The sequence below is a fragment of the Acidimicrobiales bacterium genome, from assembly GCA_030747595.1.
GTDB lineage: Bacteria > Actinomycetota > Acidimicrobiia > Acidimicrobiales > MedAcidi-G1 > UBA9410.
In genome coordinates this window covers 142,862-156,992 of the sequence record JASLKK010000005.1, presented here as the reverse complement: position 1 = coordinate 156,992, position 14,131 = coordinate 142,862, and the positions used below count along the sequence as shown (strand labels likewise).

The 14,131-nt window shown below is 67.4% G+C and carries 17 protein-coding genes and 1 tRNA gene; 5 read left to right on the top strand and 13 right to left on the bottom strand.

Annotated elements, in window-relative coordinates; all coding sequences use genetic code 11:
• Window positions 1-7 precede the first annotated feature (7 nt).
• On the top strand, window positions 8-976 hold the full coding sequence (locus QF777_05740; protein ID MDP6911050.1) for an electron transfer flavoprotein subunit alpha/FixB family protein: 969 nt from the start codon (window positions 8-10) through the stop codon (window positions 974-976).
• 23 nt (window positions 977-999) lie between these two features.
• Here the strand turns inward: QF777_05740 and QF777_05735 are convergent, their stop codons facing one another.
• The 4 genes from QF777_05735 to QF777_05720 all read right to left on the bottom strand — a co-directional run bounded on the left by QF777_05735 (window position 1,000) and on the right by QF777_05720 (window position 4,115).
• On the bottom strand, window positions 1,000-2,019 hold the full coding sequence (locus QF777_05735; GenBank protein MDP6911049.1) for a hypothetical protein: 1,020 nt from the start codon (window positions 2,017-2,019) through the stop codon (window positions 1,000-1,002).
• A gap of 23 nt (window positions 2,020-2,042) precedes the next feature.
• Window positions 2,043-2,861: an SCO1664 family protein gene (locus tag QF777_05730; GenBank protein ID MDP6911048.1), complete on the bottom strand. Its 819-nt coding sequence runs from the start codon at window positions 2,859-2,861 to the stop codon at window positions 2,043-2,045.
• Complete coding sequence (locus tag QF777_05725) at window positions 2,851-3,351, bottom strand: DUF3090 family protein (GenBank protein ID MDP6911047.1); 501 nt, start codon at window positions 3,349-3,351, stop codon at window positions 2,851-2,853. The genes QF777_05730 and QF777_05725 overlap by 11 nt, the downstream gene beginning before the upstream one ends.
• 128 nt (window positions 3,352-3,479) lie before the next feature.
• Window positions 3,480-4,115, bottom strand: coding sequence for an MSMEG_4193 family putative phosphomutase (locus QF777_05720; GenBank protein ID MDP6911046.1), 636 nt, complete (start codon window positions 4,113-4,115; stop codon window positions 3,480-3,482).
• A 25-nt stretch (window positions 4,116-4,140) separates the two neighbouring features.
• Between QF777_05720 and QF777_05715 the strand changes: the two genes are divergently transcribed.
• Together QF777_05715 and QF777_05710 are read left to right on the top strand one after the other, a co-directional pair.
• Window positions 4,141-4,866 carry a uracil-DNA glycosylase gene (locus QF777_05715; GenBank protein MDP6911045.1) on the top strand — a complete coding sequence of 242 codons (726 nt, stop codon included), beginning with the start codon at window positions 4,141-4,143 and terminating at the stop codon, window positions 4,864-4,866.
• Between the two features lie 10 nt (window positions 4,867-4,876).
• Window positions 4,877-5,236, top strand: coding sequence for a hypothetical protein (locus tag QF777_05710; GenBank protein ID MDP6911044.1), 360 nt, complete (start codon window positions 4,877-4,879; stop codon window positions 5,234-5,236).
• A 58-nt stretch (window positions 5,237-5,294) separates the two neighbouring features.
• On the opposite strand, the gene QF777_05705 is transcribed toward QF777_05710, so the two are convergent.
• From QF777_05705 to QF777_05685, 5 genes are all read right to left on the bottom strand, one after another.
• On the bottom strand, window positions 5,295-6,449 hold the full coding sequence (locus tag QF777_05705; protein ID MDP6911043.1) for a Coenzyme F420 hydrogenase/dehydrogenase, beta subunit C-terminal domain: 1,155 nt from the start codon (window positions 6,447-6,449) through the stop codon (window positions 5,295-5,297).
• Window positions 6,450-6,579: 130 nt separating this feature from the next.
• Entirely contained in the window at window positions 6,580-6,795 is a 216-nt protein-coding gene (locus tag QF777_05700; GenBank protein MDP6911042.1) for a hypothetical protein, read from the bottom strand.
• A 43-nt stretch (window positions 6,796-6,838) separates the two neighbouring features.
• Window positions 6,839-6,913, bottom strand: a tRNA-Arg gene (locus QF777_05695).
• 67 nt (window positions 6,914-6,980) lie between these two features.
• The gene (locus tag QF777_05690) at window positions 6,981-7,880 is read right to left on the bottom strand and encodes a hypothetical protein (protein ID MDP6911041.1); all 900 of its coding nucleotides are present in this window, start codon (window positions 7,878-7,880) and stop codon (window positions 6,981-6,983) included.
• A 115-nt stretch (window positions 7,881-7,995) separates the two neighbouring features.
• A complete protein-coding gene (locus tag QF777_05685; GenBank protein ID MDP6911040.1) occupies window positions 7,996-8,805 on the bottom strand; it encodes a VWA domain-containing protein in 810 nt (269 codons plus the stop codon).
• A 159-nt stretch (window positions 8,806-8,964) separates the two neighbouring features.
• Here QF777_05685 and QF777_05680 point away from each other — a divergent pair, with 159 nt between their 5' ends.
• Together QF777_05680 and QF777_05675 are read left to right on the top strand one after the other, a co-directional pair.
• Window positions 8,965-9,840: an NUDIX domain-containing protein gene (locus QF777_05680; protein ID MDP6911039.1), complete on the top strand. Its 876-nt coding sequence runs from the start codon at window positions 8,965-8,967 to the stop codon at window positions 9,838-9,840.
• Between the two features lie 5 nt (window positions 9,841-9,845).
• Window positions 9,846-10,571 (top strand): dienelactone hydrolase family protein, encoded by a 726-nt coding sequence (locus QF777_05675; GenBank protein ID MDP6911038.1) that lies wholly within the window; start codon window positions 9,846-9,848, stop codon window positions 10,569-10,571.
• Between the two features lie 32 nt (window positions 10,572-10,603).
• Here the strand turns inward: QF777_05675 and QF777_05670 are convergent, their stop codons facing one another.
• The 4 genes from QF777_05670 to phnC form a co-directional block, all read right to left on the bottom strand.
• Window positions 10,604-11,533, bottom strand: a complete 930-nt coding sequence (locus QF777_05670) for an ROK family protein (GenBank protein MDP6911037.1) — start codon at window positions 11,531-11,533, stop codon at window positions 10,604-10,606.
• Window positions 11,530-12,414: a phosphonate ABC transporter, permease protein PhnE gene (gene phnE, locus QF777_05665; protein ID MDP6911036.1), complete on the bottom strand. Its 885-nt coding sequence runs from the start codon at window positions 12,412-12,414 to the stop codon at window positions 11,530-11,532. Before phnE (QF777_05665) ends, QF777_05670 begins: the two co-directional genes overlap by 4 nt.
• Window positions 12,415-12,478: 64 nt before the next feature.
• A complete protein-coding gene (phnE, locus tag QF777_05660; GenBank protein MDP6911035.1) occupies window positions 12,479-13,318 on the bottom strand; it encodes a phosphonate ABC transporter, permease protein PhnE in 840 nt (279 codons plus the stop codon).
• Window positions 13,315-14,085, bottom strand: coding sequence for a phosphonate ABC transporter ATP-binding protein (gene phnC / locus QF777_05655; GenBank protein ID MDP6911034.1), 771 nt, complete (start codon window positions 14,083-14,085; stop codon window positions 13,315-13,317). The genes phnE (QF777_05660) and phnC overlap by 4 nt, the downstream gene beginning before the upstream one ends.
• Window positions 14,086-14,131 lie beyond the last annotated feature (46 nt).

Below are 14,131 nucleotides of genomic sequence, written 5' to 3'. Positions count from 1 at the left end.
GGCGATCATGGGAATCTCAAAGATCTGGGTATTCGGTGAGGCCACGGAGGCTGGAGCCACCGCATCGACGTTGGAACTGCTGACCAAGGCCCGCACGCTGGCCGACTCCGTCGAGGTGGTTTTGGCGGGCGACGGTTCGACAGTGGCTGGCCAGCTCGGTGCGCACGGCGCCACCGCTGTCCACACCGTGGATGATGCCGACGGTGCGCTGCCAGGTGCACGTGTCGCCTCGGCCATCGCCGGTGCGCTGGAGGCCGGGAACGGCCCCGACGTGCTACTGGCCACCACCTCCTACGACGGCCGTGACGTGGCCGGCCGCCTGTCGGCCAAGGTGGACCGCCCGGTGCTGACCAACGTTGTCGACCTGATCGCCAACGGTGACCGTCTGGTGGGTAGCGAGCCCGTGTTCGGCGGCACCACCGACGTACTGACCGGTTTCACCGACACCGGACTGGCCATATTCCTGGTGCGACCCAAGTCGTTCGTCGCTGAGGAGTCCGGCGGCGCGCCCGCCGCGGTGTCGGACCTCGCAGTCGGCGAACTCGGTGGCACCGGTGCCGCCGTCGTCAAGGAGCGCTTTGTAGAGGAGACATCGGGTCCGAAGCTGGACGAGGCGGCCGTGGTGGTCTCCGGTGGCCGTGGGCTGGGCGAGGCCGAGAAGTACGAGATGATCGAGACTCTGGCCAAGCTGGTAAAGGGTGCCCCGGGTGCATCACGTGCCGTGGTGGATGCCGGGTGGGTCCCGTATTCGTACCAGGTCGGTCAGACCGGCAAGGTCGTGAAGCCGACGGTCTACGTGGCGTGTGGAATCTCCGGAGCCACGCAGCACCTGGTCGGCATGAAGGGCTCAGCGAACATCATCGCCATCAACAAGGACGAGGAGGCGCCGATCTTCGGCGTCGCCGACCTCGGCATCGTGGGCGATGTGCACAAGGTGCTGCCCAAGCTGATCGAGGCCCTGCAGGCCCGAGGTTGACCCGCTGGGCTCTGGCCCAGATCTCAGGACGGGCGGTCGCTCGCGGCGAGCGCCCAGGCCAGTCCATCTAACGGGTCGTCGACGGCGATCCCCAGGAACCAACCGGCAGGACGTAGCACGCTGTCCCAACGCCACCATCTCAGGTCGGCTAACGCGTTGCCGAGGGCGTCGGGATGCGGTGGCCAATCATCCTGGGGTCCGTCTAGTCCGACGAGGGCAGCGGTGCACCACCAAGCTTCGAATCGACCCCGGGCCGCCCCTCTGCGTCGCCCATGGGCACCGCCTGAGGCGCCGGCCCAGGCCAGCAACCCGATGGCCTCGTCGGAGGCCAGTTCTCGGAGGCTGATGTGGCCAGCATCGATGGACCGACCGGCACTGGCCGCCGCCTCTGGCCCGGTTCCACACACCGCGACGGCCGTCGCTGTGCCCCGCGACTGTTCGGTCCATGTTGAGACGAGGTCCCGGAGGGCGGCGCGGGCCGAGTCGGCCTCGGGGCCCGCAATGGATTCGTTGACCTTGGGATTGGGAACCTGGGCGACCGAAGCGAGCAGCCCGGTAGGCGGCACCGGGTCGTCGACGCCGTAGGGGCCAATGGTCGGCCCGTCGGTGGCCGGTTCCCAGCAGGCCAGCTGCAGCGGAAGCCCCACCGGGTCGTCGTCGAGTTGGAGGCCACGGAGGTCCTCGCCGCGGGCCACCCGCTCGTGGGCCACCACGGCGCGGCGTGTCCCGGCGTTGGCCAGATGGGGTTCCAGGTCGGCCCAAGTATGTGACGAAGCGGCTACTTCGGCGAGCGGCGCCACTCCGAAGGTGGTGGCGTCTCGGACCACGGCCGCTGCTGCGAACGGCCCCGGGGCCTGTAGCGCTAGCCGGTGTTCGGCATGGTCGGCGGCCGGCCACAGTTGATGGCCTCGTTCCACGGCAGGGCGGGATCGGGTGGCGATCTGTTCGAGGGTGTCCCAGTCACCGTCGTCGCAGGCATCGTCGACGAGTCGGAGCAGGCCATCGAGGTCGCCCTCGAGGAGCAGTCGATCGAGGTCGGTCATATCGCTGGGTAACTGGCGATCGGTCAGACCAGTGGCCAGGGAACCCGGCGTCCGCTTGGATCCGAGGGAAGCTCGCCACCAGCGGCAACAGCGTCGGCCCGGGTCAGCACGGCGTCACGTTCGAGCGGGTCTAGGAGGTCGGCCAGTGCGGTCGAGAGCCCGTCCTCTGTAAGGCGTCGAAGGTCGGCCACCAGGTCGTCGGCCAGTGCGTGTCCGGCGAAGTCCCAGATCACCGTCCGGACCTTGAACTGGTGGTGGAAGCACAGGGCGTTGTCGATGGCCCACAACTTCCCGTCGTCGCCAGCCAGTACGTGGCCGCCTTTACGGTCGGTGTTGTTGGCCACCAGATCCCAGGCTGCGAGGCGCATGAGGGCGTCGGCATGGGCAGGGTCATCGCGCACGGTGAAGTAGTGCTGTTCGTAGTCGCACGGCACGTACAACTGGACTGAGCCTTCACCATGTGGTCCTTCACGAACCACGGTGGGCGGGATGAGCCCCCAGCCCAACTGGGCGGTCAGTTCCCACGCTGCGGCCTCCCGCCGGTAGAGCCCTGGGGGGAAGTCGTGGAGTGGCTGTTCGCCCCGCCCCGGCTTGTAGACACCCTGCAGGAACGGGTCCGTACCGGTCGCCGGATGGGTCACGTCGACCAGAAAGGTGGCGTTGGACGTCCACGGCATCCGCCCCAGGATCTCGATGCCGCCGTTGCTCAGCACCTCGACGGCCACCTGGTCGTCGAGCGGGCCTCGCCGACGGAACGGGTCGACCGGGTCTGCCGGAGTATCGGGAGTTCCCGGGCTGGTTGGCGAGGTGGCGGAACTCTCTGCCGGCGACTTAGTTGACACAGGGGCACCAGCCGGCGGCCGAGGGCTCCAGCGGGGCGCCGCACCAGTCGCACGGGGGTCGGCCGGCGGCCACCAGTACACGGGCCCGGTCGATGAAGCAGGCCACCATTTCGCGACGCATGGGGAACCGGGCCTGAGCGGGGGGTTCGTCCTCGTCGCGCAGCAACTCTTCGGCGATCAGCACCAGACGGTCGGTGGACTGTTGGTAGGTGATGCCCAGACTGCCTACCACCCAGTCGGCCTCGCCGGGATCCTCGAAGCGGACGTTGGCGTCGATCACTTCGAGGGTCCGCTCGTCGGTCGGAGGGAGGTCGCCCATCAGCCCGTCGAGAAATTCGGCCAGACCGGCCATCTGCTGCTTCTCGACCTTGAGCGACACGACCTGACCGGAACGTCGGGCCTGCAGGAAGAACACCCGACGCCCCTGGGGCCCGACGACGCCGGCGGTGAACCCGTCGGTGTCGTCCCAGTCGATCTCTGGTCGTCCCATCGTTCGAACCTACGAGTCGGTGGGGTCGTCGGCGCGCAGTTGGAAGGCGCTGGTCGGGATCCGGGTGTCGGTGCACTCGGCTACATCGAGCCCGGGGGCAGCGCGAGAGACGTTCCTCACCGAGTCGCTCATGATGGCGTCAGGCCTTTCAAGTCGCCGGTGGTGTTGATGGTCAAAACGACGGGTCGCTCCTTGGTGTGTAGCACGGCGCTCACCGAGCACGGTCCAACGACCAGCCGCTGGAAGAGGTCCAGTGGGGTGCCCACGGCTTGGGCGAGGGCCGCCTTGATGGGATCAGCGTGCGAGACGCAGACGATGGTCTCGCCGGGATGGCGGGCCACCAGGTCGGCCACCTGGCCGGTGATACGGGCCTGCATCTCGGCGAACGACTCGCCGCTCGGAAAACGGAAGGCCGACGGCTGGCGTTGGACGGTGGCCCACGCCTTGAGTTTCATGAGTTCTTTGAGGCGTCGACCGGTCCAGCGGCCGAAGTCGCACTCGTTGAGGCCTGGTGCCGTGCGGACCCGTAGGCCGAGGGCCCGGGCGATGGGTGCCGCGGTCTCCCGGGTCCGTTCCATGGGCGAGGCGTACACGGCGGCCACCTGCTGTCCGGTTCCGTCGCGCCCGGCGATGGCGGCCGCCACGGCCTCGGCCTGGGCATGGCCTTCGTCGGACAGGTGCAGACCGGGGGCGCGGCCGGGAAGGCGGGCGCCGGTGGTTGGCGTGCGTCCGTGTCGAACGTAGAGCACGAGGGTGGGGGGCATCGGTCGCCGAACCTACTCTGACCCTGTGACCCGACCTGTTTCCGACCAAGGCGCGTCGACCCTCCGGGCCGTCCACGATGAGGTGGTGTCCTGTCGAGCCTGCCCACGTCTGGTCTCGTGGCGCGAGCAGGTGGCTGCCGAAAAGCGTGCCGCCTACCGGGATCAGGAGTACTGGGGTCGTGGTGTGCCCGGGTTCGGGGACCCGGAGGCCCGGATCTTGATCGTGGGTCTGGCGCCGGCGGCCCACGGTGCCAACCGGACCGGCCGAGTGTTCACCGGTGACCGGTCGGGGGACTTCCTGTTCGCCGCCCTGCATCGGGTGGGTTTGGCCAATCAGGCCGAAGCGGTGGGCATCGACGACGGTTTGGCGTTGACCGACGTGTTCATCACGGCGCCGGTGAAGTGCGCGCCGCCGGCCAACAAGCCCACTCCCGACGAGAAGGCGGCGTGTCGGTCGTTCTTCGAGCGTGAGGTGACCGCCTTGGCGGCGGTGAAGGTCGTGGTGGTCCTCGGTCAGATTGGGTACGTGGCCGCGGCGTCCGAGTTTGGCCTACGACCCCGGCCGACATTCGGGCACGGGGTGGAGGCACCGCTCGACGATGGGCGCACGATCTTGTGCTCGTACCACGTGAGCCAACAGAACACGTTCACCGGTCGGCTCACCGAGCCCATGTTCGACGCTGTGCTGGTCCGGGCGATCGAGTTGGCCGGCGCCGGTGGACCGGGGTCGTCAACCGGCGACCGCCGGTAGCCTCTGGGCCGTGAAGAGCTCCTCTCGAATCCGTCGCCTCCTGCCCCTGGTGGCCGTCGTCCTGGTGGCCACGGCGTGCGTGGCCTCCGGTGAGCCGGTGTCCTGGGAGGATCAGGCCGACGCTTCCGGCGACGGTCTAGGGGAGCGTGAGGGCGTGGCCGCCTGCGTGGAGGCCAACGACGACCTGGGTTCGGTCAAGGCCAAGGCGTTCTGTGGCTGCGTGCTGGACGGCATCCAGTCCGAGGTGTCCTTCGAGAAGTTCCGTGAGTTGGATGCCTTCATCGACGACCAGCGGGACACCGTGACCCGGGACATGCTGGTTGAGCACTACGGCTGGTTCGTCGACATCTCCGACGACTGCGGCGCCTGACCCGACCCCCGCGGGCCCGTCGATCCGTCGGGCCCCGCTCAGGCTTAGCCGGTTCGTTTCAGACTGCCCGGACGGGTAGTCCGACCCGGGCCGTTGGATTGGCCCAATCCGGCCACCGGTCTCGGCTCTTGGCCGCCAACTTGTGCATGAGGGCGATGGCCCCGGGGTCGCTGTCGCCCGGCCGTCCCTCGATGACGCCGTCGGCCAGCATCCCCATGATGACCTGACGGCCCAGTTCGGTCCGCACGATGGTCAGCGTCCAGTCGTTGTTCTCGCCGATCCCGCCGGTGGAGATGTCGGCGTGTTCGGCGGCGAAGTCCGGACAATGGGTGCAGCCCTCACGGGTCCAGGCGTGGCACTCCTTGAGGTTGATCTCGTGGTAGTCGCCGTTCCGCATCCAGATCTGGAAGACACCCTTGATGTTCATCTTGACCATGTCCTCCTTCCGGAGGCGGTACTTGGCCCAGAAGAGCTCCTCGAAGATGGCGTCGTCGAACGACTTGGAGCACAGCAGACCGATATTGAGCTTGATCGGCTTGCCGGCCTTGCCCACCTTGCGGTGCCACATCACCGGCCCGATGGATGTCTGGCAGCTCATGCCGACCAGCGCGAGCGAGGAGAGGCCACGATCCAGAGCTTCGGGCATGGCCAATGTGTTGGCCGAGTAGGTGTAGCGGCTGCCCGCCCCGGCCAGCACCGAGGCACGGTCGGTGGCCACCGCGGGGACGGCCTTCCAACTGCTGGATCCGTCAGGACCCTCGGGTTCGAGGTGGCTGGTCAGCGCGCCGTCGATGATGCCGTTGTCTAGGCACCAGATGAGGATGGCTGACACCAGGCCGCCGTCTTGGCCCATCTGGTGGACGCCGGCGTCACTCGCCCGGGTGAGCAGGACGTCCTTGTAGACACCGGACATCTCATCGGGCTTGCGGGCTCGGGCGAAGAGGTGCTGATCGGCTTCGGTTTCCCAGTCTCGAAAACGTGGGCATGCCCGGGTGCACGACGTGCAGCCCTTTTGGCCGTGGCCGCAGTCATCGAGGCCCAGATCGTCCTCCAGATGGAACGGCTTGTACTGCCCCGGTGCGTGCTCGTAGCCGATGACGTCATGCGGGCAGGCGATGACACAACCGGCGCAGCCCGTGCAGAGGCCGGAGGTGATGACCTCGTCGTAGAGCTCCTTCCACTGGAAGGTCCACTTCTTGCGGGGTGTGGCCATCGCCGGTCACCCTACCCACGGTCTCTTCTGGGCTTGGGGGTTAGGTTCAGGAATAGACGTCGCGTGCGGCCACCCAGGCCATGACCTCGTTGCCGAAATGGGTCACGTCGTAGATGTCCCGCTGGCCTGCTCAGCGGCCGTTGCCCCCGTACGTAAGCACAGTCAGGTTCCAGGGTTCGTGGATATGGCCTTTGCCGGGGTCTCGCAGACGGTTACCGGACTGGGCGACCACCGTGCCCCGACGTTCGTTGACCAGGTGCCAGTGGACGGGGAAGGCGATCATGTCGGCACTCCGGGCGAACTCGGAAAAGGTGGCCGTGAGTTCGTCGCGTGTTGCATCAGGCATGGGGTGAATCCGGTCGTCACCGTGTCTGGCTCTTCGTGGCGTCTGGCGCCCCTGACAGGACTCGAACCTGTGCACACGGCTCCGGAAGCCGATGCTCTATCCGCTGAGCTACAGGGGCTGGAACGGGTCAGGTTACCGGACCGCTCCATGGCCCCACCGGCCGATACCGGTGGGGCCTGATGGAGTCAGCCCCGCCGGAAGACCCCTGCGTGAACTAACGCTCCGTCCAAGGTCAGGGCCTGTCCCGTGACCCGCTCGGCGTTCACGTGGTGTTCGGTGCCTAGGCCGAGGCCAGGGGAGTCCACTGACTTGGCTTCGGCGAAGCGCCGAAGCAGCTTCATGGCGCCGGTGGCCGACCGTTGACCGGTGGCTGTGGGGTGCTCCAGAAGGTGCGAACGCACCAACGGAGCCCAGTGGGCGGCCAGCAGTTCAGGAGAGCCGAACACCTCGGCAGCTATGGCCCGCCAGCCGTGGGCCACGATGATGCCGCACTGACCGGTGAGCGGTCCACGGGTCACCAACTCGTCTACGGCAGCTTGGCGGTGTCCGTCTCGTGCGAAGACCTGGTCGGCATCTGCCACCGCTCCGGTGCTCGACGGCGCAGCCATGCTGTTCATTTCGACCTGGATGGCTTGCCAGACTTGCTGCTGGTCACCGGACCGCACGCCGGCCTCGGCCATGCTCCGGGCCACCTCGCGCTGCTTGGTTCGGCGCACCCGGCGGGGGGTGAAGGTCGGGGCGTGCTCGAAGGCCCGATGCTCACCCCAGCGTCCTACCTCGAGGCACGAGACGGGGATCTCTCGCGTTTCGCCGGCTGGCACCAGCACGCTGGCGTTGGCGGTGCGGTTCTGGCGTCCGCCCACGAACTGCTCGCCCTCGACGATCAGGATGGGTCGGTCGGTGGGGTTGTGGACCACCAGGTGGGGGACCTGGGCGTCGGGTAGCTCGTCGATGGTCAGGCCGGATTCCCGTCCGGTGCCGATGGGGGGCAGGGCGTTGCCGGGTAGGTAGACGGGGTAGATCGAGATCCCACCGCGGGTGATGGGCGGCCCGATGGGGGCGGAGTCGAGCGGGGTGATGGTCAAGGTGTCTCCTCTTGTCGGTTGTGCTGGTCTGTTGTTTGGCTAGTGATGTGATGGGAGAGGGAAGGCCGCCGGCCGGGTCCGTCGACCCGACCGGCCTGCCCTCGGGGAGGCCCGATCAGTTCCGGTCTTGCTCCCTGAGAGCCTGTTCGGCGAGCTTCTGACCCTCGAAGAAGTCGTGCCGGTCGTGCATCCGCTGGCGCCTGGGCTTGCCCCGGTAAGCAACCGTGCTACGTGTGAACTCCGAGAAGGAGTCGCGCACGCTGGCCGGGGTGGCGGCGAAGTCCTGGATGTTGCCGTCGCCGAAACCGACGCCACCGCCCGCCGCGTAGGAGTCCTGGTTGGCGCCCATGAATACGAAGGTCCAGTTGCCGGTGTCCTGACGGTCCTTGATCATTTCGAAGATCCGGGCCCGGTCGTACCGTCTCGAGGCGTTCTCGTGGCCGTCGGTGAAGATGAGGACCAGCTGGTCCTCTGCCTTCCGGCCGGTCTCGGCACGCTGGGCGATCCTCTGGTCGGCTTTTCCCAGGAGGGTGCCCAGGGCGTCGAACAGGGGCGTGGAGCTTCGGGCCTGGTAGATGGCGGGCGTCAACGCCGGAACCTCGGCGATGCGGCGGCCGTCGACCACCACCTCGTAGGGATTCTGGCCGTCGAACAGGACGACCGACATCCGGGCCTTCCCCGGCTGGGCCTTCTGCTGCTTCAGGAACTCGTTGAACCCACCGATCACGTCGTCGGTCAGGTAGCCCATGGAACCGGAGCGGTCCAGTAGGAACCAGATCTTGGTGCGGTCACCGGTGGAGTCCGAACTGGCGAGGGCGGCCTCGGCTGATGCCAGGGCGACCTCCAGTGGGCCGACGTCGAGGCCGTCGGGTGCCTCGGCGATCAACTTGCGGAGCCGTGCGATGTAGGTTTCATTCGTCGTCATGTGTGTGTCCTGTCTCTCTTCCCTGTTCCTGGACGGGCCCCGGTCCGGGTTCCCGTTTCTGACACCTGTTTACCGAGCCCCTGTGACAGTCCATGTTGATGCTGTGTGTGTTGATGCTCTATATTGTGTCAGTATCACTATATAGGAGAATAGACAATAATGTCAACCTCTGACATAAATATCTCGGACGGTGATGGCTCAGGTGATTCGTCACTGAGCGATTACGACCCTTCCGCGTACCCTCCGTTCGCGGTCACGGTTGATGTGGTGGTGTTCACCATCGTCGACGACGTGCTCCAGGTGGTTCTGGTGCGGCGGGGCGAGCCGCCGTTCAAGGATCGCTGGGCGCTACCCGGTGGGTTCGTCCGTGAAGATGAGGCTCCTAGGGAAGCTGCGCGTCGGGAGTTGGCGGAGGAGACGAAGCTCGGCCTGAAACCCGACAAGCTCGAGCAACTCCGGACCTACGGGGAGCCGGATCGGGATCCGAGGATGCGGGTGGTGACCGTCGCCTACTGGACGATCCAGGCCGACGTCGGGGACCTGGCCGGTGGTGGCGATGCGGCTGAGGCCGCTCTCGTTCCCGTGGTCGAGATCGAGCGGGAGGAGCGGAAGCTGGCCTTCGACCACCGGACCATCGTCCTGGATGCTGTCGACCGGGCCAGGTCGAGGTTGGAGTACTCGACGGAGGCCAGCCGCTTCTGTCCTCCCGAGTTCACCATCAGGCAACTACGGCGGGTGTACGAGGCGGTGTGGGGGACCGAGTTCGATCAGGGCAACTTCCAGCGAAAGGTGCGGTCCGAGCCGGACTTCGTGCGGGACCTTGGGCGGACCACCGACCCGAGTGGCTCCAGAGGACGGCCGGCGGCCCTCTTCTCGGCTGGTGAAGTCTCAAGGCTCGAGCAGCCGTTCCTGGCCATGAGATCGGAGTCGAGGGCAATGCCGCCCCCCCGAAGCCGACCCAGTGATGACTATCCGTCGTGGCTGGTCGAATCCGAAAATCAGGAACCGGACGAGCAGGCGGGCGAGAAGGAGTAGGACCGATGATCGATACTCAGAGTGACCGGGACCCGGAGCGTGCCGGCGAGCCAGTGGAGTTCGTGGCGAACGGGCCGACGGCTGGGGGCTACCTGGCCGTTCCAGCGTCGGGCTCGGGGCCCGGGGTGCTTGTGATCCAGGAATGGTGGGGCCTGGTGCCCCAGATCCGGGGGGTCTGTGATCGCCTCGCCGGTGAGGGCTTCGTGGCTCTCGCCCCCGACCTCTATCACGGCGAGTTTGCCGAGCACACGGAGATGGACAAGGCCGGGGAGCTGATGACCTCGCTACCGCCGGACCGGGCCGCTCGGGACATGTCGGCGGCTATCGACTTCCTGCTGGACCACGACGCAACCAACGGCGACGCCGTCGGGGTGGTCGGCTTCTGCATGGGCGGAATGCTCACCCTGCTGATCGCCGCCCTCGAGGGCGACCGGGTGGCCTGTGCCGCCCCGTACTACGGCGCCCCGCTGGGAGACGATGCACCCGACTGGTCCGGGTTGACGGCCGTGGTCGAGGGCCACATGGCCGAACACGACGACTTCTTCCCGATCGAAGACGTGATGGCCCTGGGTGACGATCTCCGGACCATGGGTCGGGACGTGACCTTCCACGTCTACGACGGAACGGGGCATCCGTTCGCCAACGAGGAGGACCCGTTCGGCACCTACGACGCCGACGCGGCCGCCCTCGCTTGGACCCGCACCCTCGCCCTGCTAGACGCCCACCTGTAGTCGGGAGCGTCCACCGGGTATCGGGGCCGTTGTCAGTCGTCGCCCGCCAGGAGGTCGCCGGCAAGTAGGCCGGCACCCAGTGCACCGGCGTCGGACCCCAGCTCGGCTAGCACCACCTCGACGGGAGGTCGCGAGTCGGCACCCGGGGTCAACTGTTCCAGCCACGACGCCACACCGAGCCGCAGCGGCTCGCCGACCTCGACGAGACCACCGCCCAGCACGATCCGTCGACTATCCAGCACGACCACCAGGTTGGCCAGCCCCTGTGCCACCTCCCGGCACCACCGGTCAAACACCTCGGCCGCTCTGGAGTCTTCAGCGGCCATGGCGGCCACCACCGCGGTCCCCGAGTCGAAGCCGGCCTCGGCGGCCATCCGACCCAGGGCGTTGCCTGACGCTAAGGCCTCCCATGGGCCCCGCTGACCAGTCGTATGCTCGGGGCCGCCCGGATCCACCACCATATGGCCCGGTTCGCCAGCGAACCCGTGGGCACCCCGCAATAGTCGTCCATCGACCACGAACCCGGCGCCGATGCCGGTGCCGAGGGTGACCAGAGCGACGTCGTCGCAGTCCCGGCCGGCACCGAGGCGGGACTCGGCCAGGGTGGCTGCCGTAGCGTCGTTGGTGGCGGCCACCGGGAGCCCGCTACCGCCTGCCAGATCGGCGGCCACCGGATGGCCTACGGCTGACGGCAGGTTGGGCGACCACCGGACCATGCCGTCACGGTCCACCAGGCCGGCGATGCCCAGACCTACGGCGCCGACCTCCACGTGAAGACCGGTCGAGCGCTCCCGGAGGGTGTCGACGAGATCGGTCAGGGTGGTCACGAGATTCTCGGCCGATCCGGCACTGGACGCCCGTTCTCGATCTAGGACCGTGCCCGTCAATGGGTCGACGAGCACCGCAGCGGCCTTGGTGCCGCCAACGTCTAGCCCAATGGTGGCCCGTCCAGCGGCGGTCAAGGGGTACGTATCCCGGTCAGGTCGGTCAACACCGCAGCGTTGCGGTCAGCCTCGCCGTCGTCGGCCCCTGGGACCGCTCCCCGGATGATCCGTCGCCGGACGGCGGCCGAGGCGGTGTCGATTGCCAGCACCACGACGATGGTCATGGCCAGCACGGCGCCTACCGCCGGGAAGTTCCGAAACACCAGTTGGGACACCAGTTCCGAGCCCACCCCACCAGCGCCGATCATGCCCAGCACCGCGGAAGCCCGGACATTGATCTCGAAGCGGAATAACCACTGCGACGTGACCACCGGAAGTATCTGGGGGAGTACCCCCCACCGCATGCCTGACACCCACCGCCCCCCGGTAGCGGCCACGGCCTCCAGTGGTCCGGGATCCACGCCCTCGATGGCCTCGGTAGCCCACTTACCAAGCGTCCCTACGGAGTGAATGCCGATGGCTAGGGCCCCGGCCCACGGGCCAAGGCCTGTGATCGGGATGAGTATGACGGCCAGAATCAGTTCGGGAACGGCCCGGATGACGTTAAAGAGCTGTCGGACCGGGGTTCGGATCCACGCGGGGGAGACGTTCCCGGCGGCCAGGAAGGCCAAGGGCAGCGAGAAGACCGCTCCGATCATCGTGCCGATCCAGGCGATGTGCACCGACTCGAGGACCTTGCCGGGTACACCCCGGTCGATGGCCTCACCGAACGCGGGCGGCGCCATCCGACGGAACACATCCCACGCGTTGCCTGGGGCACTGAGGAGGCGGTCCATGGTGACCTCGAGGCCGGAGATCGACCAGACCACGGCAACGACTACCAGAGCGGCCAGCCCCCACCGACGGCCTGCTCGCCGCGGTGCCACCGGCCTACCGCCGTCGGACGGGTAGGCCTCCATCAACGAGGAACCCTCCGCCAGTGGTGGGGAGCCGCCATCGGCGGGAGGCGGGTTGGAGGCCACCTCAGACCAGTCGCTTTCTGATGGCCACACTGACCTGCTCGATCACGAACACCACCACGAACACGATGACCAACACGCCCAGCACACGGTCGAACCTGAAGTACTGCCGTTGAGCCTCCACCACTCGTCCGATACCGCCGGCCCCAACCAGCCCGAGGACCAGGGAGGCTCGGATGTTCAGTTCGAACACGTAGAGCCCGTAGGCCACGTACTCCGGAAGCACGGTGGGTAGCACGCCGGTTCGTACCACCGGCATGTGGCGACCGCCAGCGGCCCGGGCGGCCTCCAATGGCCGGGGATCGGCCCCATCGACGGTTTCGCTGAAAAGCTTCACCATGACGGCCAGTGAGAACACCGATAGGGCCCAGGACCCGGCGAAGGCCCCGATACCCACTGCGGTGACCAACAACTTGGCCCAGAACAGGTCCGGTACGGCCCGCACCACGTTCATGATCGACCGGGTTACCACGAGCACCACTCGGTTGGGCGAGGTCAGTGGCGACATGGCGAGCGCTACTGGGAGAGCCAGTCCGCAACCCAGGATTGTCGACACGATGGCGATCTGGAACGTCTCGATCAGCGGTTCGATCACGTTGTGTCGGTCCAGGACCCAGTCCCAAGGGATGGGCCAGAACTTCTCCCACAGCGGATTGGACCAGACCTGCCAGAAGGTGGACGGGTTGAATCCGACCGTGCGTCCGGCCGCCACGGTGTAGGCCGCCACCGCGGCGGCCATGACCCAGGTCCGTGGTCGGACTCGTGGCGGGGTGGGTCGGGAGGAAGTCGTTTTGCGACTGGCGACCCTGTTGTCGACTCGCCCGGTTTCCGGTGGCGGGCTCACCCGCCGGACGCCTTCAGATCGTCGTCGGTGATGGCCCGGCCGTAGATCTCGAGGAAGGTCTCGTCGGTCACGTCGTCGATGTCGCCGTCGAAAACGATCTCGCCCTCCCGAAGGCCGACCAGGCGCCGCCCGTACTCGCGAGCCAGGTCCAGGAAGTGGAGGTTGATCAGCGTGGTGATGCCGAGATCCCGGTTGATGCGCTGGAGGTCGCCCATCACCTGGCGGCTGGTTACCGGATCCAGGGCGGCCACCGGTTCGTCGGCCAGCATCACCGACGGCTCCTGGGCGAGCGCCCGGGCGATACCCACGCGCTGTTGCTGGCCACCGGACAGGTCAGCGGCCCGGACATAAGCCTTCTCCACGATGCCTACCCGCTCGAGGGCCACCATGGCGGCCTCCCGGTCGTCGGCTGGCCAGAGCCCGAGCGTGGATCGCCAGGCCGGGACCTCTGCTAGGCGTCCCATCAGGACGTTGTTCACCACCGACGTGCGGTGCACGAGGTTGAACGTCTGGAAGATCATTCCGATGCGCGACCGAATGTCGCGCAACTCGGCGCTGCGGGCACCCACCACCTCGGTGCCGCCGACGGTGATCGACCCTTCGGTGGTTGGTACGAGGCCGTTCATGGCCCGGAGCAACGTGCTCTTGCCCGCGCCCGAAAGCCCGACCACGACGACGAACTCGCCGTCGTCGATCGTCAGGTCGACGTGGCGCAGTGCCCTGACCCCGCCCCGGTAGGTCACCGAGACGTTCTTGAATTCGATCATCGGGTCAGGGCCCCGCGTCAGGTCTTACCCTCGTGCTTCGGGGCGA

Coding starts and splice junctions, on each gene's coding strand:
- QF777_05705 (MDP6911043.1), bottom strand. CDS start 6,449: ATGGCCACACCCCGCAAGAAGTGGACCTTCCAGTGGAAGGAGCTCTAC.
- QF777_05725 (MDP6911047.1), bottom strand. CDS start 3,351: ATGGGACGACCAGAGATCGACTGGGACGACACCGACGGGTTCACCGCC.
- QF777_05735 (MDP6911049.1), bottom strand. CDS start 2,019: ATGACCGACCTCGATCGACTGCTCCTCGAGGGCGACCTCGATGGCCTG.
- QF777_05685 (MDP6911040.1), bottom strand. CDS start 8,805: ATGACGACGAATGAAACCTACATCGCACGGCTCCGCAAGTTGATCGCC.
- QF777_05675 (MDP6911038.1), top strand. CDS start 9,846: ATGATCGATACTCAGAGTGACCGGGACCCGGAGCGTGCCGGCGAGCCA.
- QF777_05720 (MDP6911046.1), bottom strand. CDS start 4,115: ATGCCCCCCACCCTCGTGCTCTACGTTCGACACGGACGCACGCCAACC.
- phnC (MDP6911034.1), bottom strand. CDS start 14,085: ATGATCGAATTCAAGAACGTCTCGGTGACCTACCGGGGCGGGGTCAGG.
- phnE (MDP6911036.1), bottom strand. CDS start 12,414: ATGGAGGCCTACCCGTCCGACGGCGGTAGGCCGGTGGCACCGCGGCGA.
- QF777_05700 (MDP6911042.1), bottom strand. CDS start 6,795: ATGCCTGATGCAACACGCGACGAACTCACGGCCACCTTTTCCGAGTTC.
- QF777_05740 (MDP6911050.1), top strand. CDS start 8: ATGGGAATCTCAAAGATCTGGGTATTCGGTGAGGCCACGGAGGCTGGA.
- QF777_05680 (MDP6911039.1), top strand. CDS start 8,965: ATGTCAACCTCTGACATAAATATCTCGGACGGTGATGGCTCAGGTGAT.